Annotated in this window: 19 protein-coding genes; 9 read left to right on the plus strand and 10 right to left on the minus strand. The window is 36.2% G+C overall.

Translation table 11 applies throughout. From position 1 onward, the window contains the following. Positions 1–61: 61 nt before the first annotated feature. Positions 62–445, plus strand: a complete 384-nt coding sequence (locus tag DDY94_RS04605; RefSeq protein ID WP_111682865.1) for a hypothetical protein — start codon at positions 62–64, stop codon at positions 443–445. Here the strand turns inward: DDY94_RS04605 and hutH are convergent. Further along, positions 442–1,977, minus strand: coding sequence for a histidine ammonia-lyase (gene hutH, locus DDY94_RS04610; protein ID WP_111682866.1), 1,536 nt, complete (start codon positions 1,975–1,977; stop codon positions 442–444). The two genes, DDY94_RS04605 and hutH, sit on opposite strands and share 4 nt — an antisense overlap. Before the next feature lie 127 nt (positions 1,978–2,104). Between hutH and DDY94_RS04615 the strand changes: the two genes are divergently transcribed. After that, a complete protein-coding gene (locus DDY94_RS04615; protein WP_111682867.1) occupies positions 2,105–2,740 on the plus strand; it encodes a hypothetical protein in 636 nt (211 codons plus the stop codon). Between the two features lie 21 nt (positions 2,741–2,761). On the opposite strand, the gene DDY94_RS04620 is transcribed toward DDY94_RS04615, so the two are convergent. Then, positions 2,762–4,321, minus strand: coding sequence for an NAD(P)H-hydrate dehydratase (locus DDY94_RS04620; protein WP_111682868.1), 1,560 nt, complete (start codon positions 4,319–4,321; stop codon positions 2,762–2,764). A gap of 73 nt (positions 4,322–4,394) precedes the next feature. On the opposite strand from DDY94_RS04620, the gene DDY94_RS04625 reads away from it, so the two are divergent. Next, the gene (locus tag DDY94_RS04625; RefSeq protein ID WP_111682869.1) at positions 4,395–4,919 is read left to right on the plus strand and encodes a GNAT family N-acetyltransferase; all 525 of its coding nucleotides are present in this window, start codon (positions 4,395–4,397) and stop codon (positions 4,917–4,919) included. A gap of 106 nt (positions 4,920–5,025) precedes the next feature. Next, positions 5,026–6,117 (plus strand): T9SS type A sorting domain-containing protein, encoded by a 1,092-nt coding sequence (locus DDY94_RS04630; protein ID WP_111682870.1) that lies wholly within the window; start codon positions 5,026–5,028, stop codon positions 6,115–6,117. A gap of 1 nt (position 6,118) precedes the next feature. On the opposite strand, the gene holA is transcribed toward DDY94_RS04630, so the two are convergent. Continuing rightward, positions 6,119–7,126, minus strand: a complete 1,008-nt coding sequence (gene holA, locus DDY94_RS04635; RefSeq protein WP_111682871.1) for a DNA polymerase III subunit delta — start codon at positions 7,124–7,126, stop codon at positions 6,119–6,121. Between the two features lie 48 nt (positions 7,127–7,174). Between holA and DDY94_RS04640 the strand changes: the two genes are divergently transcribed. The 3 genes from DDY94_RS04640 (at position 7,175) to DDY94_RS04650 (ending at position 9,579) form a co-directional block, all read left to right on the plus strand. After that, entirely contained in the window at positions 7,175–7,624 is a 450-nt protein-coding gene (locus tag DDY94_RS04640; RefSeq protein WP_111682872.1) for a type I restriction enzyme HsdR N-terminal domain-containing protein, read from the plus strand. Continuing rightward, a complete protein-coding gene (locus tag DDY94_RS04645; RefSeq protein WP_111682873.1) occupies positions 7,625–8,617 on the plus strand; it encodes a glycosyltransferase family 2 protein in 993 nt (330 codons plus the stop codon). Positions 8,618–8,721: 104 nt separating this feature from the next. After that, positions 8,722–9,579, plus strand: coding sequence for an OmpA/MotB family protein (locus tag DDY94_RS04650; RefSeq protein WP_111682874.1), 858 nt, complete (start codon positions 8,722–8,724; stop codon positions 9,577–9,579). Positions 9,580–9,633: 54 nt separating this feature from the next. Here the strand turns inward: DDY94_RS04650 and DDY94_RS04655 are convergent, their stop codons facing one another. The 4 genes from DDY94_RS04655 to DDY94_RS04665 all read right to left on the minus strand — a co-directional run bounded on the left by DDY94_RS04655 (position 9,634) and on the right by DDY94_RS04665 (position 13,401). After that, complete coding sequence (locus DDY94_RS04655) at positions 9,634–10,254, minus strand: vWA domain-containing protein (RefSeq protein ID WP_111682875.1); 621 nt, start codon at positions 10,252–10,254, stop codon at positions 9,634–9,636. A gap of 91 nt (positions 10,255–10,345) precedes the next feature. Beyond that, the gene (locus DDY94_RS16195) at positions 10,346–11,428 is read right to left on the minus strand and encodes an AMP-binding protein (protein WP_198658911.1); all 1,083 of its coding nucleotides are present in this window, start codon (positions 11,426–11,428) and stop codon (positions 10,346–10,348) included. Continuing rightward, positions 11,429–12,364 carry a CPBP family intramembrane glutamic endopeptidase gene (locus tag DDY94_RS16200; RefSeq protein WP_198658912.1) on the minus strand — a complete coding sequence of 312 codons (936 nt, stop codon included), beginning with the start codon at positions 12,362–12,364 and terminating at the stop codon, positions 11,429–11,431. It abuts the gene before it with no gap. 2 nt (positions 12,365–12,366) lie between these two features. Continuing rightward, entirely contained in the window at positions 12,367–13,401 is a 1,035-nt protein-coding gene (locus DDY94_RS04665; protein ID WP_111682876.1) for an o-succinylbenzoate synthase, read from the minus strand. Positions 13,402–13,461: 60 nt separating this feature from the next. On the opposite strand from DDY94_RS04665, the gene DDY94_RS04670 reads away from it, so the two are divergent. Further along, complete coding sequence (locus DDY94_RS04670) at positions 13,462–14,364, plus strand: sterol desaturase family protein (protein WP_111682877.1); 903 nt, start codon at positions 13,462–13,464, stop codon at positions 14,362–14,364. 14 nt (positions 14,365–14,378) lie between these two features. On the opposite strand, the gene DDY94_RS04675 is transcribed toward DDY94_RS04670, so the two are convergent. The 3 genes from DDY94_RS04675 to DDY94_RS04685 are packed head-to-tail and all read right to left on the minus strand — an operon-like array spanning position 14,379 to position 16,850. Further along, the gene (locus tag DDY94_RS04675) at positions 14,379–15,056 is read right to left on the minus strand and encodes a metal-dependent hydrolase (protein WP_111682878.1); all 678 of its coding nucleotides are present in this window, start codon (positions 15,054–15,056) and stop codon (positions 14,379–14,381) included. Between the two features lie 35 nt (positions 15,057–15,091). Continuing rightward, positions 15,092–15,997 (minus strand): 1,4-dihydroxy-2-naphthoate octaprenyltransferase, encoded by a 906-nt coding sequence (gene menA, locus DDY94_RS04680; RefSeq protein WP_111682879.1) that lies wholly within the window; start codon positions 15,995–15,997, stop codon positions 15,092–15,094. Positions 15,998–16,010: 13 nt separating this feature from the next. Continuing rightward, positions 16,011–16,850 (minus strand): 1,4-dihydroxy-2-naphthoyl-CoA synthase, encoded by an 840-nt coding sequence (locus DDY94_RS04685; protein ID WP_111682880.1) that lies wholly within the window; start codon positions 16,848–16,850, stop codon positions 16,011–16,013. A gap of 114 nt (positions 16,851–16,964) precedes the next feature. Between DDY94_RS04685 and DDY94_RS04690 the strand changes: the two genes are divergently transcribed. Next, positions 16,965–17,375 (plus strand): hypothetical protein, encoded by a 411-nt coding sequence (locus tag DDY94_RS04690; RefSeq protein WP_111682881.1) that lies wholly within the window; start codon positions 16,965–16,967, stop codon positions 17,373–17,375. The last annotated feature ends 2 nt before the right edge of the window (positions 17,376–17,377 follow it).

Genomic DNA, 17,377 nt, shown 5'->3' on the forward strand with positions numbered 1-17,377 from the left:
AAACTCCTTCAAATTGAAGGAGTTTTTTTGTATCTTATATGTCAGTTAAAAACAATTTGTCATGAGAGATTCCCTAACTTTCGACTTTTGTGACATCACGATTTATGACAATTATATCATCGTGGTTATGAAAGAAGGTATGAATATCACACCAGATTATAATGATATTTTGGTGGGGATCACTAACAAGTATTTTCCAAAACAATCCTTCGTTTATATTACACATCGTATACACTCCTACTCTGTTGATCCAAAGATCTATTTTGAAACAGCTAAGATTAAAAATCTAAAGGGGTTTGCTGTGGTTTCAGGAAAGTATCAGGCCAAGGTGAACGCGCAAATTGAACAGATGTTTTTTGCAAAACCTTTTGAAATATTCACTAATCTCGATGATGCCATTAGCTGGGCCAATGAGCTCGTTGAAACTGATCTAACTAATCATTAGTGTTTTTCTACACCATAATTATTCAGGAATAATTCTTCAACTTCAATATCTACATCTTTCAAAAATTGAATTGAATTTTCAATATCGTTATGCAAAACTTTATCCTCTTTGATAAATGGAACAACTTTTCTGTAGTAATCTAGAAATGACTCAAGCAATGGTGAGGTCTTCAATGGACGTCTAAATTCTAAAGCTTGTGAAGCATTCATCAATTCAATAGCAATAACACGTTCAACATTTCTAATTAACGTAAAGGCCTGTGTTGCAGCATTAGCGCCCATGCTTACATGGTCTTCTTGCCCGTTGCTCGATACAATACTATCTACACTAGCAGGCGTAGCCAACTGCTTATTCGCGCTAACGATACTAGCTGCCGTATACTGCGGAATCATAAAACCAGAGTTTAATCCAGGATTGTCAACCAAAAACGCCGGTAACCCTCTAAGACCAGAGACCAACTGAAAAATACGACGTTCAGAAATATTACCGATCTCAGCCATAGCAATTTTAAGATAGTCCAAGGCTAAGGCCAAAGGCTGACCGTGAAAATTTCCACCTGAAATGATCAGATCTTCTTCGCTGAAAATATTAGGGTTATCTGTAACTGAATTGATCTCAGTTAAAATCACCTTTTCAACGAAATCTAAGGTGTCTTTTGTGGCACCATGAACCTGAGGAATACATCGGAATGAATACGGATCTTGAACGTGTTCCTTCTCCCTAGAAATCAACTCGCTGCCTTCCAATAGTTCATTAAATCGTCTGGCAACTTTGCGCTGACCCGGATGTGGCCTCACTTCGTGCACTAAATCATGAAATGGATCTAATCGACCATCGAATGCATCTAGAGAAATAGCTGCAATAATGTCTGCCAAATATGATGTTTTATGAGACATCAATAATAAATAAACACCATAAGCACTCATAAATTGTGTGCCATTTAAAAGTGCCAATCCTTCTTTTGCTTGTAAATTTATAGGTTCCCAATTAAACTTTTCAAGAAGCTCTGCAGCATGATAATTTTCGCCTTCGTGAACAACATTTCCTTTCCCTAAAAGTGGCAATGCCAAATGTGCTAAAGGAGCCAAATCGCCAGAAGCACCCAATGAGCCTTGTGTAAACACAAATGGGAAAATATCGTTATTAAAAAAGTCGATAAGGCGTTCTACCGTTTTTAACTGAACACCACTATGTCCATAACTTAAAGATTGGATCTTTAGTAATAACATTACCTTTACTACGGACTCTGGTACGCGCTCTCCTGTTCCGCAAGCATGAGACATCACTAAATTTTCCTGAAGTTTAGAAAGATCACTCTCAGAAATTTTAGTGTTACACAAAGAACCAAATCCTGTGTTAATTCCATACATCGGCTTTTTTGAATTAGCCAGTTTACCATCTAAATAGGTCTTACAAGCCACTATTTTTTCAACTGATTCTGAAGAGAGCTTAAGTTTTTTCTTCTCTTTAAAAATGTTGTAGATAGTCACAATATCTAAGGCTTCCGAAGAAATGATGTGGTAATTATTCATGAATCATTAGTTATTACCCTCAAAATTGAGAATATTTTATTGTATTGACAACAAAATATTAATAATTCAATGTTTCTTTCATTTGTGGTCAATATCCTTATTTTTGAACTTGAATAAATTAAACTCGATGAAAAAAATATTGCCAATCCTTGTATTGCTATGCCTATGGTCTTGCTCAAAAGACACAAAAATTGATTACGCCATACTTTCTGGGAAAATTGCAAATCCAACGAACGCAAATATTACAATACATCAACAAGATCGTAAGATCGATGAGATTAATTTGTCTAATGAAGGCACATTTATAGACACTATTAAAGTTACAAGTGGGTATTATACGCTTAAGCACGGCCGACAGCAAGTTGATCTATTTTTGAATCCTGGAGATGACATCAAAATGTCGATGAATTCTGAAGCACTTAACAAAACTCTCGAATTCAGTGGCGTTGGATCTGAAGACAATTTGTTTTTGGTAGCTAAAAATAGGTCTGAAGCTAAATTCAATTTAAACTATGATGAATTGTATGCAATGGATGAGAATGACTTCTTGGCAATGATGAATGAGGTTAAAAGCTCTAAAGTTGAATTCCTGAAAGCAGCAGAAAACATAAGTGAGGCCTTAAGACTTTCCGAAGAAAAGGCTATTGAAAATGAGTTTCTAACAGACTTGGAAAATTATATTTCAAAACATGGACAATACGCTAAGCTTAAAGATTATCAACCTTCAAAAGATCTGTTGAGTCTCATTGAGTCCTTAAAATAAGTACTATAATTCGATCTTAAACTATTCTTTTTGTGCTTCACCTTCTTCGGCTTCGGGCTGTTCGGGTTGTGAAAATAAGTCTATATAGGCTTCACCTAGAGTTTCAATAATGTGACTTGCAATTAAACTTTGATAACCAAAATCCTCCAATGAAATATCCGCTGCTCTTCCATGAAGATACACACCAAAAATTGTAGCCGCAAGAGCATCGTATCCTTGAGCAATCAATCCTGAAATTATGCCGGTTAAAACGTCGCCGCTACCTGCTGTTGCCATTCCAGGGTTCCCAGTGGAATTCACATATAATTTATCTCCAAAAACTGTGATGGTATTTGCGCCTTTTATCACCACGATGACTTTGTGTTTTTTGGAAAAGGCTTTTGTTTTTTCAAGTTTATCAAAATCATCAGACCACTTCCCTATCAAGCGTTCTAACTCTCTCGGGTGAGGTGTCAATACTGACATTTCAGGTAATAACTTTAGTAAAGTTTTCTTTTTAGCTAACAAATTCAACCCATCAGCATCAATTACTAATGGGACTTTATTCGATTTTAAAAAGGTTTCAAAAGCTTTTAAAGTATCATCTGCAGTTCCTAAGCCTACACCAATTCCTATAACCGTTGGTTCAATATCAAAATTGATATTTGTGATGATCTCTTCATGAGTATCGGTAATTACCATAGCCTCTGGTAATGAAGCTTGCATACTGTGATAGCCACACTTCGGAATGAATGCTGTTACAAGTCCGGCACCAGCACCCAACGCTGCTCTGCTTGCCAAATTAACTGCACCTATTTTTCCATAACTGCCACCAATTATGAGTACATGGCCAAAATCGCCTTTATGTGAAAATTTCTGTCTGGGCTTATAAAGTGGTAATACTTCAAATTTAGAAATGAGTTCAGCCAGGGTTTCAGTTTGCATCAGGTATTGTCGGTCTATACCAATATCCAAAACTTCCCATTGCTGAGTAAATTTGGCCGTTTCGGGTAAGAAAAATACCAGTTTTGGGGACTGAAAACTTATGGTATAATTAGCGTGTACCACAGCATTTTCGTCTTCTACTGCCCTATCTGTGTAAACACCAGAAGGTATGTCAACAGCTAAAGTGAATGCTTTAGAAGCTCTCCATTTCTGAAATAATTCTTGAGTCCAATCATTTGGTGGTCTATTCAAACCTATTCCAAAAACAGCATCAACAATAATATCGCGTTCTTCAATAACAATTTCTGAAAAATCACCACCACAACTAAGCATTTTTGGCCAGTCTTTAGTAACGGTTTTTATTCTATCGTAGTTTATAAGAAAGTCTTTTGAACGTTTATCACTACAATTTACGATATAGGTAATGACATTGTATCCATGTGTACTGAGGTGTCTTGCCAAAACCAGTCCGTCACCGCCATTGTTCCCTATTCCACAAAAAACATGAATTGGCACTTGTGCACCTTGCATTCGCATGTGAATCCAATTGAAAATTTGAGTACCTGCGCGTTCCATCAGGTCTGTAGACGTTATATTTTGGCGCTCAGCAGTTAGTCGGTCACCTTCATATATTTGCTCTTTTGAGAAGATTTTCATGAATTATATTCAGTATATTTTAGACCGTAAAAATAACACATTAGTAATCAATTCATAAATACTTTACGAGTTCATGTCTATTCCAAAATCATTTCAAACTGATAGACTCCTTGTAAGAGCCGTTGCGCTTGAAGATGCGCCATTTATATTAGAACTAATGAATACACCTGAATGGATTCGGTTTATTGGTGATCGAAATGTCAAAACCGTCGATGAAGCAAAAGACTATATAAAAGAAAAAGCCTTTTCTCAATTAGATAAATTGTGTTATACTAATAATGTTGTGATTAGAAAAAGTGATTCCATGAAATTAGGGACTTGTGGTATTTATCATCGTGAGGGCAATGATATCCCCGATATTGGGTTTGCTTTCTTACCTGATTTTCATGGCAAGGGTTATGCCTTTGAATCGGCAAATAAACTTATGCTTCAAGCATTTGAATACTATGGCCTCAGTGAGCTTAGTGCTTATACCTTGGAAAATAACCAGGCATCTAGAAAATTGCTAGAACGACTAGGGTTCGATTTAATAGGTTTAGGCACCTTACCGATGAATGATGATGAATTACTTCACTATCACCGAAATCTGGATTTTTGACCAATATTTTGATAACTTTTACATTTCGTCTTAAATAAAGGCGAATCATATAGTTTTTAATACTTGATCCCTTAGAATAATTACATTTATCCTTCAATTAAATGGTATGAAAGCACGCATTCTTCTAAGTGCAACTCTAATCTTTGGATTTTTGGTTTCGAGGGCACAACAACTTACCCTTGAAACTCCACTAGATGCTACTGTTAATGAAACTTCTGGTCTATTGTTTTTAAACAGCACGCTCATTACGCATAATGATAGTGAAAACGCCAATGAATTATATGATATAGATTCTACGACTGGATTAGTAACTCGCACGGTAACAATATCTAATGCTACTAATGCAGACTGGGAAGATTTGGCAAATGATGATACTTACATATACATAGGTGATTTCGGGAATTTTAGAGGTGATAGAACAGATCTTAAGGTATATCGAATTACCATTGCTGATTATTTTGCTAGCACATCAGTTACGGCCGACGTTATAAACTTTAGCTATAGCGACCAGACCGATTTTACACCCAATCCATTAGCCACAAATTTTGATGCAGAAGGCCTTATTCATTACAACAATAACCTTTATGTATTCACGAAGAATTGGCTCGATGGTAATACGAATATCTATGAGTTACCAAAGACTCCAGGCACGCATAGTATTTCAAACATAGATAGCATAATGGCTCAAGGTTTGGTTTCTGGTGCAACTTATAACGCTTTAGATAACAGTATTTTTATTACCGGTTACGACCTCAGCGGTGCCTTTTTAATACAGCTTAGTGGATTTAACTCAGGGTTATTTTCTAACGGAACTGTCACAAGGACTTCGGTTAGCGTTCCTGCAAATTTCTCTGTTCAGGTTGAAGCGATAACGCCAATCAATGCAAATGAATACTACATTACTTCGGAAGAAAATTCACCTGACGCATCAGGTTTATTTAGTTTTAATGTTTCGACGCTTGAAGTTTCAGAAACACATATTGAAGAGTTTTCATTTTATCCCAATCCAGCAGACGAAAAAATTGTTTTAAGTAATGACCAACTAATAACCCATATCTACACTGTGACTGGGCAGGTTGTGAGTTCTTCAAATCAAAGAGAAATAGATATTTCGGAATTAAAGTCTGGCATCTATATCATTAAAATGCAAGATGAAGTTACTGGGAATTCACAGATTAAGCGTTTACTTATAAACTAAATCAGCCTAAAATTTTAACCAACAATTCTTTAAGAAGGTCTCCTTGCGGAACAGCATTAGCACCTACGCCTTTACTTTTTACATCAAATTCGCGCAATAACGCAATCACAGAACTTACTTTTTTCATAGGATAGTTCCGTGCCGCTGTTAAATACTCATTAACAAAGTACGGATTAACACGCAAGGCCGAGGCCACACTGCGCGGGTTTTTATCAGACATCCCATGAAGGTGTAAAAGCTGAGAAAAGAAATTAAACAGCAGTGCTACAGTTACAACCATTGGATTATCCTTAGGATTATCAGCAAAATATTTTGCAATCTGGTGTGCCTTCACCACGTTGCGCTCACCGACTGCTTTTCGCAATTCGAAATTATTGAAGTCCTTACTTATTCCGATATTTTCTTCAATATGCTCTGGAGTAATCTGAGTGCCTTGTGGTAAAACAATTTTCAATTTATCGAGCTCATTATTAACCTTACTCAAATCGGTTCCCAGAAACTCAACAAGCATCTGCGCCGCCTTTGGTGAAATATCATAACCCTGACCCTTCAAAACACGTCTGATCCAATCTGGTACCTGATTTTCATAGAGCTTTTTACTTTCAAATACCACACCTCCATTTTTATTGATGGCTTTGAATAACGCCTTGCGCTTATCTAATTTTTTGTATTTGTAGTTAAGAACTAAAACAGTTGTTGGCTGTGGATTTTCAGCATACGATGCAAGTTTCTCTATAGTTCTACTAAGGTCCTGAGCCTCTTTGACAATGACGACCTGGCGCTCTGCCATCATAGGATATCGCTTGGCGTTACTGACGATATCATCAATAGTTACATCACGTCCATAAAGCACCATTTGATTGAATCCTTTTTCAGCTTCATCAAGAATGTTCTTTTCAATAAAATCTGAAATTTTATCAATGTAATAGGCCTCTTCACCCATTAAAAAATAGATGGGTTTTATCTGACCGCTTTTTATATCTGCTACTAATTGTTTTACCTCTTCCAAAGTCTTAAAGCGTTTGCTTGAATGGCATTATAATTTTAATTTTGTGCAGTGCAAGAACTCAACTTTCCACAGTTTGAATACCGATTCAAAAGTACTGAAAATAAAGTTTCTATTTTTGATGTCATTCGGAAAAAATTCATCATTCTTCAGCCTGAAGAATGGGTGCGGCAACACTGTGTTCATTACTTACTTAACACTAAGAATTATCCGAAGTCGCTTATTAATGTTGAAAAAGAATTAAGCATCAACGGTTTAAAAAAACGCTACGATATTGTAATATTTAATTCGGATGGCAGTATCAAGTTAATCGTAGAATGTAAATCTTACGACGTAAAGATCGATCAGGCTACTTTCGACCAGATAGCACGTTATAATCTTGCATTAAACGCTGAGTATTTAATGGTAACTAACGGGATAAATCATTATTATTGTCAAATGGACAAAGACGCACAATGTTATAGTTTTTTAAAAGATATTCCAGAATACTCAAACGTGTAGATGTACAGCATTAATGACATAGCGATTGTAATTTTAAACTGGAATGGTCAGGCACTCCTAGAACAATTTTTACCCTCTGTTTTAGATTATTCAAAAGGTGCCAAGATCTATGTTGCCGACAATGCCTCCACAGATCATTCTGTAGATTTTCTGTCGGAAAATTTTCCTAGTGTTAGCATTATTCAGAATGCTGAAAATGGTGGATATGCCAAAGGTTATAATGATGCACTTCAAGATGTAAATGAGCCATTACTCTGTTTATTAAATAGTGATATTGAAGTAACGGAAGGTTGGTTATTACCTATTCTCGAAGCCTTCAATAATGACGCAAATACGGCGATCATTCAACCCAAAATACTCGATTTTAAGCGGAAGTCTTATTTTGAATACGCCGGAGCAGCTGGTGGTTTTATTGATAAATATGGTTATCCGTATTGTCGCGGTCGAATTTTTGATACCATTGATAAAGACCACGGACAGTATAATGATACCACTTCTATTTTTTGGGCCTCGGGTGCCTGTTTTTTCATAAAGAATGAGGTGTTTAAAAAGTTACAAGGTTTTGATGATACCTACTTTGCACACATGGAAGAAATTGATCTCTGCTGGCGTGCGTTCAATGCTAATTACAATGCAAAATATGTCGGCAGTTCCACTGTGTATCATGTTGGCGGTGCTACACTTAGCAACACCAACCCTAAAAAAACGTATTTGAATTTCAGAAATAGTCTGTTCACACTTGTGAAGCATACCGATAAAAATGTCTTTATTAGAACCATATTCAGAATGAAACTCGACGGCATTGCCGCATTGCGGTTTTTAGTTCAAGGTAAACCCAAATATTTTCTTGCCGTTCTAAAAGCCCACGGTTCATTTTATAAAAATATCGGACGCATTTTGAAGCAACGAAAGCTACAAACCAAGCGTTCAAATTATTACGAAACCAATTCTATAGTTTGGTCTTATTTTATTAAAAAGCGTAAAATTTTCTGATTGTTTATAAAACTGTTAAAAGTTTTGTTAATCACTGCCTGCCCCTATTTTCTTTTATATAATTTTGAGCTGTTATTACGTATAATTTAAACTGAAAACTGATTATGAAGAAATTAATGACACTTAGTGTTTGCACAATGCTTTTATTAGCATCTTGTGTATCGAAGAAGGAGTATTTGGCGCTTGAGGAGAAACAAAAAGAAACGCAGGATTTATTAAACACCGCAACAGTAAAACTGAACGCATGTTTATCTGATGCTGCGGCTGCAAATGCACGAGTTGAGGCGATGAAAGACCAGTTAGAAGACTTGCGTAAAAGTAATGAGGCTTTAATAAAAAGTTCTCAGGATTTAACGGAGTTGACCAGTAAAGGTGCAGAGAATTTAGAAAAATCATTAGAGAGTCTTAGAGAAAGCAATTTAAAGATCACACGTTTACAAGATGCGCTATCTCGAAAAGACAGTGTGACACTTGCCATTGTAACTAGTCTTAAAAAGGAAGTTGGTATCAACGATCCAGACATTGAAGTTAATGTTGAAAAAGGAGTTGTATTTATTTCAATTGCCGACAAACTATTATTTAAAAGCGGAAGCTATAATGTTACGGACCGTGCAAAAGAAATATTAGGAAAAGTAGCAAAAGTAATTAACGGTAAACCTAATTTTGAAGCTATGGTTGAATCACATACTGATAATGTGCCTTATAGCAAACCACCGTTATTAGATAACTGGGACCTTAGTGTGAAACGTGCAACATCTGTAGTAAGAGTGCTTGAAGAGCTAGAGGTAAATCCACAGCAGTTAATTGCTGCCGGACGCAGCTATCATGTGCCATTAGTTGAAAATGACACGGCTGAAAACAAGGCTAAAAACAGACGTACACGAATTATAGTACTTCCAAAGATCGATCAGTTCTACGATATGATTGAGAAAGAAATGAAAAATCTTTCTGCTGGAAATTAATAGCTGAACTTATAATAAAAAAAAGCCCAATGCAGATGCATTGGGCTTTTTTATTTAGTCTTTTATGACTTTTATAATTTCGGGTAATAATGCGATGGCCGTTAATACCACTGCATTTCCTCGTGATGGTTTAGATTCTGATTGTTCAACGTTATTGGCAGCTAGAGGTTCAGATTTTCTCGACTCAACTTTTACCTTAGGTGGAATTCTAATCATGACAACTGAATTCTCGGAGTCTTCGGTGAATTGTTCCTTTGCATTCTTGTAAGCAACTCCAATGCCATCCTCTTCAAGGAATTTAATACTGGTCTTCGGATTTTCGATGGCATATAATAGCTTTTTCGATTCTGTAGGATTTGTGAAGTTGAGCACTACGCCATTATAATTTCCATAAGCTACAATGCTCACTGAATCTTGTTCGGTTAAACGATTCGAAATGAGTTTGAAGGCTTGTTTTAGTACGACCTTATCCTCAATTTCGAAATCATTGCCATAAGATTGAAGTAAAAAAGTAACATTTCTTACAGGTGTAGAATCAGTTACAACGGGGTACTTTTCAATAACAAAATTTATTAATTCATCTATTGAAACAGATAAGGTCTCTATGTTTTTTTCTTGGGACAAACTCGCATTAAACATCATAAGAGCGAGTACTGAGGTGATTAGTGTTTTCATGAGTACAGCATTTAAAGTTCTACATAAAACTATAAGCTTAATCTCTTAGAAAAAACTAACAATGAGTTAATTGGGTGTATTGGTGAGTTAACTATCCAAGAACAGATTTTATGGTTTCATTCCGCTGAATTTTACCATTAACGGTTTCAACAAACTTATCAACGATATAGATATGTTTAGGAACCTCATATTTGGTGAGTCCTTTTATAAATCGAATTCTGTTCGAAATACTTTCAGCAGAGTCTCTCGGATTCTCAACTATTAGAACCAGTCTTTCACCAAGCGTATCATCCTCTTCTCCTGCAACAATAAAACGTTCGTCAATAACAGGCTGCAACTTATCTTCGATCTGCTCTGGAAATAATTTAATCCCACCAGAGTTGATCACATTATCTGCACGACCTAGAAGTTCGAAACTAGTTTCAGATTTTAAGTCTACTATATCACTTGTCACTAAAGATTCCTCAACTAATTTAGGTGCATGAACAATTAAACATTGCTTATCATCCTGAGAGAAAGTAACATTTGGTAAGGCATTAAAAAGTGCTTCGCCCTTTGAAACTTTCGATGCTAGGCGCTTTACCGCAACGTGTGTCACCGTCTCAGTCATACCATACGTTTCATAGAATGTAGAATGACTAGATTTAATTCGTTCTAAAAGAGGTTGAGTCACCTTGGAACCACCAACTATTATCGTTTTAATATTTTGAGTATAATTAATGGTATGCTTAAGCTGTAGCGGAATCATTGCACAGAAGTCGTACTTTTTTTCATAATCAAAAAGCGGATGAGCACTTGGTTCTACATGGTCGATCTCAAGCCCAAGGATCATAGCTCTCACCAGCATCATCTTCCCAGCAATGTAATGACTTGGCAGACAATCGAGTGCTGTATCGCCAGGTTCTAATCCAAAATAATCACCCGTTGCTATGGCAGAATTCACCATGGCTTGCTTCTTAAGCTTGATACGTTTTGGCGTTCCGGTCGAACCCGAAGTGTTCACATATAAGTAATCATTATCATTTAACCAATCGATCAAAAAGTTACCAGTCACTTTTTCGAAAGCCTCACCTTCTTTAATAAGGCTGTAAGCGACTTCCTTTAGCTCTTCATGGTTATAATGTAAACCATTCAATTTAAATCGGTTATGAACTTTGTCGTATTTCGGTGTCATCTATTCTAAAATTTTGTAGTCTTCTTTTAAGGGTTTTGTCACCTTTCCGAATAGTCGCTCTTGCCAGTTATTCCATCCATAACGCTTAGATAAAATCAGTAGCATAATCGGATAGATTACGAGAACAGGCACTAAAATTTCGGTAACAATACTCATTGAAGGTTCTGCAGTACTTCTGAAAATTGCATCTGTTTGAAGCGCCGTCCAGTCTGCGGTTACTAGCAACGAGGCCAAAAGATTGTTTCCTAAATGAAAACCTAATGCTAGTTCCAAACCATCGTCCATCAAGGTCATAATCCCTAAAAGAAGCCCTGTTCCGATATAAAAGATCATCATCTTCCAGAATCCAACTGCTCCAATTTCAGGGTTGGCACTATGCGCTATTCCAAATAAAACTGAGGTAAAAATTAGAGGAAACCATTTATTTTTCACTAGTACGCCCAAATGTTGCATCAGATACCCTCGGAATAAATATTCTTCTAATCCAATTTGAAATGGAAATAAAATAATACTAATCAAAAATAAAATGGCGAATTTCTTCAGATCGAATTGGTAAATAATTTCAGAAGAATCAATTGAATAACCGATAATGAAGGTGCCAATTGTAAATACTGCAACCATCATAAAGGAAAAGAAGATTCTTCCGTAGTCCACTTTATGCCTCGCTGTAGTCAGCGATAAAATACTACGCTGATGCATAAATTTCACCAATAAAAAGAGAATTCCGAGCAAGGGCACGAAAAAGATCAAATTTAGGATCAGTGTGAGATTTTTTGGCCATTCTTTCATCATATCCATGGTCGCCTGCAAATCTGCAGGATCTGAAAAGAGATATAAAATGAAATTCGCTATAAAAACGCCTGCAACTATAAAGGTCGTTAATATGAACATCCATATTTCTAATTTTCCTTTATAGGCTTGTTGTATATAATTCATGCTTAGAGATTAAATTTCCAATCTTCTTTGGTATTGTAATGCAAATTACCATTTTTTACGGTTAATGGCGAATCAAAATTGTTTGTAAATAAACTCCCAGTACCGAGGCCTTGTGGCATATTATTTTTTAGGGTGTAAGTCCATTGCGCAATGGCATTTAGACCAATATTACTTTCTAAAGCACTTGTAATCCACCATTTCATATTTTGATCTTCTGCCAAACTTATCCATTCTTCACTACCGCTAAAACCACCCACCAGACTTGGTTTAAGGATAATGTATTGTGGATTTATAGTTTGAAGTGTTTTTAGTTTGTCTGCTTTTGAAAACACACCAATCAGCTCTTCATCTAAAGCAATAGATAAAGGTGTGGCTTCACAAAGTTTAGCCATGGCTTCAAATTGCCTTGGTTTAATGGGTTGCTCAATGGAATGTAATTGAAATTCTGAAAGTCGTTTTAATTTTTCAAGAGCTTCTTCGACTGCAAATGCACCGTTAGCATCGACTCTTAATTCGATATCCGAAACTGAAAACTCTTTCCGAATAGATTTTAACAGATTTAATTCAGTTTGAAAATCTATTGCACCGATCTTCATTTTGATACAATCGAAACCTGCTTCTAATTTTTCTTTGATCTGAGCTTTCATGAAAGCCTCGTCACCCATCCAAATGAGACCGTTAATTCGAATCGGATCAAAACCTTTAGTAAAAGCTGAAGGAAATAGTAAAAACTCGTTCGAAGATTTCAGAGATCTAAATGCCATCTCTACACCAAAAAGAATACTTGGAAACTCAACGAGTTCTTTTGCCAAACTTTCTAATCCAATGCTGATATTTTCACAAGTCCATTTTAGTTTTTCTTCATAATCCGGACGATCATCCACAGATAGACCTCGTAATATTCCGCATTCTCCAATACCTCGTTTTTGTTGTTCTTCAAGAACAATAAACCAGGTTTCCTTGATCGACATAACGCCTCTTGAAGTTCCGCTAGGCCGTTTAAAGTTTAAAGTGTATTTATGGTAGCTGGCTCTCATTTTACGGATTCAAAAATACTCAATTATTTTCGTAATTTGCTGCTCATAAATGTTGTCTTTATGCCAAATTTTCCCAACATAATCTTATATGCGATTCCATTTTTCATATTGGCAATGGCGATAGAATTATTTGTGACCACAAGAGAACAGTTGAAGCATGTAAAAGGCTACGAAACCAAAGATGCCTTGGCCTCAATTTCTATGGGATTAGGAAATGTCATTCTAGGTTTTGCGAGTAAAGCACTGGTATTATTGGCTCTTTTTTGGGTTTATGACAACTTCAGAATTTTTGAGATCCCTATAGTTTGGTGGTCTTTTATTTTATTGTTTTTTGCTGATGATATATCCTACTATTGGTTTCATCGTATTTCGCACGAATGTCGACTATTCTGGGCATCTCATGTTATCCATCATTCGTCTCAACATTATAACTTAAGTACTGCGCTCCGCCAAACTTGGTCTGGTGGTTTTTATACATTCATTTTTTGGATTTGGTTGCCTTTACTTGGTTTTCATCCGGCGATGATTATGCTCCAGATGTCTATAAGTTTATTATATCAATTTTGGATCCATACTGAAGCGATCGACAAAATGCCTCGATGGTTTGAAGCCGTTTTTAATACACCTTCACATCATAGAGTGCATCATGGTAGCAATCCTATTTACCTCGATAGAAATCACGCAGGAATACTGATCATTTGGGATAAAATCTTCGGAACATTTCAACCAGAACTCAAAGAAGAAAAGGTTAATTACGGATTGGTTAAAAACATAAAAACCTTCAATCCTGTAAAAATTGCGTTTTTGGAATGGTGGTATATGTTTAAGGATGCCTTTTCAGGTCAGAAATCATTTAAAGATCGACTTCTATATTTAATTAAGCCTCCCGGCTGGAAACATGACGGTACAGGCAAAATTAGTGACGATCTAAGGAAAGAGTGGTTAGATTCTAAAAACACATAACTGTCTTACAGAATCTAAACATTAATACTTTCACCAATATCTAATAGAATTAATTTTTTAAGTCTCGCATCAAATTTGGCAACAGCCTTTGGTTTGTCGATTTCGATATAGCCAAACGTATCGTAATGATAACCTAAAACTCTATGGCAATCTATAAATCTGCAGGCTATAAGTGCATCATCAACACCCATTGTGAAATTATCCCCAATTGGTAAAACGGCTAGATCTAGATCGAAGTGTTTTCCAATGAGTCGCATATCGTCCGTTAGTGCTGTGTCGCCTGCTATATATATGGTTTTATCCGGACATTGAATTATAAATCCTCCTGGGTTACCGCCATACTTTCCATCTGGGAATGACGAGGTGTGAACGGCATTTACATACTTCACTTTACCAAAATCGAATTGCCATTGACCACCATGATTCATTGGATGCCCTTTTAAACCCATTTTTTGATAGTGCATAACGATCTCATAATTAGATACAATTACTGCACCTGTTCTTCTTGCGATAGCCTCAACATCTAAAGTATGATCTTCGTGAGCGTGAGTTACCAGAATATAATCAGCCTTCAAGCTTTCAATATCTATGCTTGAAGCCTTCTCATTTCCTGTAATAAATGGGTCTACAATGATGTGTGTGTTTCCAGTTTCAATACCCAAACAGGCATGTCCGTAAAAAGTGATTTTCATATTTAAAAGTATTAAGAACTAAACGTGTTCTAAAATTAATACAAAATATAGCCAACACCCAAGAGAATTGAGAAAAGAAATGTTGATAATGCCAAAACTTTTAATTGACTATCAAAATCGTCTGGTAATTTTGCTTTAAATATTTTTTTCAAATGTAAAGTTAGAGGGATAAAGACTAATAAATAAAGAAAATTATAAGGTTCAACATAATACAATATTGAAAAAATAATTGAAGTTAGCATCGCTCCACCAATAAGAAAATAGTGATAAAACTTTGCCCGTTTGAGACCTAATTTTACAGCTATTGTTACTTTGCCTGCATTGGCGTCACCCTCGATATCTCTCATATTATTGAGATTAAGAACGCCTACACTTAACAGACCAATTGCTATAGCTGGTAATACGGTAACATGATCTATGCGTTGCATATACAATAAATAACTTCCTATTGTACTGACTAATCCGAAAAACACAAATACGAATATATCTCCTAGTGCCCTGTAACCATATGGTGTATCACCCATAGTATAATTTAAAGCGGCATAAATGGCAATACCACCCAAAAACATAAACAATAGGAGGAAGAGTAAATTTGTAGATCCAAAAGCTGCCCAGATCAATGCTAATGCCAAAATAATTACTAAAACTATATTGAATTTTATGGCGTCGAGCATTTCATCTGGAGTGATCTCACCACTCTGAACTGCGCGTCTTGGTCCTACACGTTCGCTATTGTCTGCACCATTTATGCTATCACCATAATCATTAGCTAAATTAGAAAGTATTTGAAGGCTAATCGTAGTTAATATCGCCAAGATCAAAACCCACCAACTAAATCGACCATTGTAATAGGCAAAACAGGTTCCTAAAATAATTCCTGAAACTGAAAGCGGTAACGTTCTAAGTCTCATGGCAGATAGCCATGGTCTAATTTCTTTCATTCGAGATTACAGATTATGGGATCCATTTTTTTGGGAAGTCTGGTTTCCTTTTTTCTAAAAAGGCATCTCTTCCCTCTTTTGCTTCGTCTGTCATGTAAGCCAGTCGCGTAGCTTCACCGGCAAATACTTGCTGACCTACCATACCATCATCAGTAAGATTCATAGCAAATTTCAGCATCTTTATTGAGATTGGTGATTTCGCTAATATTTCTTGTGCCCATTCGTAAGCTGTAGATTCTAATTCGTCGTGAGGTATAACAGCATTTACCATACCCATTTCAAATGCCTCTTGAGCCGAATAATTTCTTCCGAGGAAAAATATCTCCCTTGCCTTTTTCTGTCCGACCATTTTAGCCAAATAGGCCGAACCATAACCACCATCAAAACTAGTTACGTCTGCGTCGGTTTGCTTAAAAATAGCATGTTCTTTACTCGCAAGTGTTAGATCACAAACAACGTGTAAACTATGTCCGCCACCTACTGCCCATCCAGGGACAACAGCAATCACAGCCTTAGGCATAAAGCGAATTAAGCGTTGAACTTCGAGAATATTCAATCGGTGGTAACCGTCATCACCTACATAACCTTGGTGGCCTCTCGCCTTTTGATCGCCTCCGGAACAAAAACTCCAAACGCCATCTTTAGAAGAAGGTCCCTCAGCACTTAGCAAAACAACCCCAATATTTACGTCCTCATTTGCATCGTAAAAAGCATCATATAACTCTGAAGTAGTCTTTGGACGAAAGGCATTACGCACATCTGGGCGGTTGAAAGCTATCCTAGCAACGCCATTACATTTATGATATGTTATATCTTCATAAGATTTGGCAACTTTCCAATCTATATGACTCATTTTTCTCAATATTTTGATTGCAAAAATACGGAATTAATAATAATGAAAATGCGTCAATTTAAATTGGTATAAATTATGCAAGCATAGTATATTTGCGCTCGATTTTTAGCAAATATGATCATTACAAACTCTAACCTTAAGGATAAAAACTGTACCCGCGTAAAGGTAAACCTTGGTACGATATTTCTTTTTGAAAATTATGTAGTCACCAATTTTGATGAAGGGGTTGATATCAATTACGATAACTATTACGAAGTTGGAATGCTAATGAAAGATTATTTCAAAGATAGACCATTTGGTTACATCGCTAATAGATCTCACTCCTATTCGATCGACTTGACCGATGCCCATGTTTTTAATGAGGAATTCCCAAATTTAAAGGCTTATGCAGTCGTTGCCTACAACACATTAACAGAGCGTGTTTTTGAAATTGAGAATCATTTCTTTAAATCAGAAAGGAATACTTTCAAGACTATTGAAGAGGCCGTTGAATGGGTGAATCAAGTTATATCAGAAAGTAATTAATT

The organism is Winogradskyella tangerina (assembly GCF_003260205.1).
In the GTDB taxonomy this organism is placed as follows: Bacteria; Bacteroidota; Bacteroidia; order Flavobacteriales; family Flavobacteriaceae; genus Winogradskyella; species Winogradskyella tangerina.

Bases quoted from the DNA above. Each gene is read 5' to 3' on its own strand.
- DDY94_RS04625 (WP_111682869.1), top strand. From the start codon at position 4,395: ATGTCTATTCCAAAATCATTTCAAACTGATAGACTCCTTGTAAGAGCC.
- DDY94_RS04605 (WP_111682865.1), top strand. From the start codon at position 62: ATGAGAGATTCCCTAACTTTCGACTTTTGTGACATCACGATTTATGAC.
- menA (WP_111682879.1), bottom strand. From the start codon at position 15,997: ATGAAAGAAATTAGACCATGGCTATCTGCCATGAGACTTAGAACGTTA.
- DDY94_RS04650 (WP_111682874.1), top strand. From the start codon at position 8,722: ATGAAGAAATTAATGACACTTAGTGTTTGCACAATGCTTTTATTAGCA.
- DDY94_RS04685 (WP_111682880.1), bottom strand. From the start codon at position 16,850: ATGAGTCATATAGATTGGAAAGTTGCCAAATCTTATGAAGATATAACA.
- hutH (WP_111682866.1), bottom strand. From the start codon at position 1,977: ATGAATAATTACCACATCATTTCTTCGGAAGCCTTAGATATTGTGACT.
- DDY94_RS04690 (WP_111682881.1), top strand. From the start codon at position 16,965: ATGATCATTACAAACTCTAACCTTAAGGATAAAAACTGTACCCGCGTA.
- DDY94_RS04620 (WP_111682868.1), bottom strand. From the start codon at position 4,321: ATGAAAATCTTCTCAAAAGAGCAAATATATGAAGGTGACCGACTAACT.
- DDY94_RS04615 (WP_111682867.1), top strand. From the start codon at position 2,105: ATGAAAAAAATATTGCCAATCCTTGTATTGCTATGCCTATGGTCTTGC.
- DDY94_RS04670 (WP_111682877.1), top strand. From the start codon at position 13,462: ATGCCAAATTTTCCCAACATAATCTTATATGCGATTCCATTTTTCATA.
- DDY94_RS04630 (WP_111682870.1), top strand. From the start codon at position 5,026: ATGAAAGCACGCATTCTTCTAAGTGCAACTCTAATCTTTGGATTTTTG.
- DDY94_RS04665 (WP_111682876.1), bottom strand. From the start codon at position 13,401: ATGAGAGCCAGCTACCATAAATACACTTTAAACTTTAAACGGCCTAGC.
- DDY94_RS04675 (WP_111682878.1), bottom strand. From the start codon at position 15,056: ATGAAAATCACTTTTTACGGACATGCCTGTTTGGGTATTGAAACTGGA.
- DDY94_RS04645 (WP_111682873.1), top strand. From the start codon at position 7,625: ATGTACAGCATTAATGACATAGCGATTGTAATTTTAAACTGGAATGGT.
- DDY94_RS04655 (WP_111682875.1), bottom strand. From the start codon at position 10,254: ATGAAAACACTAATCACCTCAGTACTCGCTCTTATGATGTTTAATGCG.
- DDY94_RS16200 (WP_198658912.1), bottom strand. From the start codon at position 12,364: ATGAATTATATACAACAAGCCTATAAAGGAAAATTAGAAATATGGATG.
- DDY94_RS16195 (WP_198658911.1), bottom strand. From the start codon at position 11,428: ATGACACCGAAATACGACAAAGTTCATAACCGATTTAAATTGAATGGT.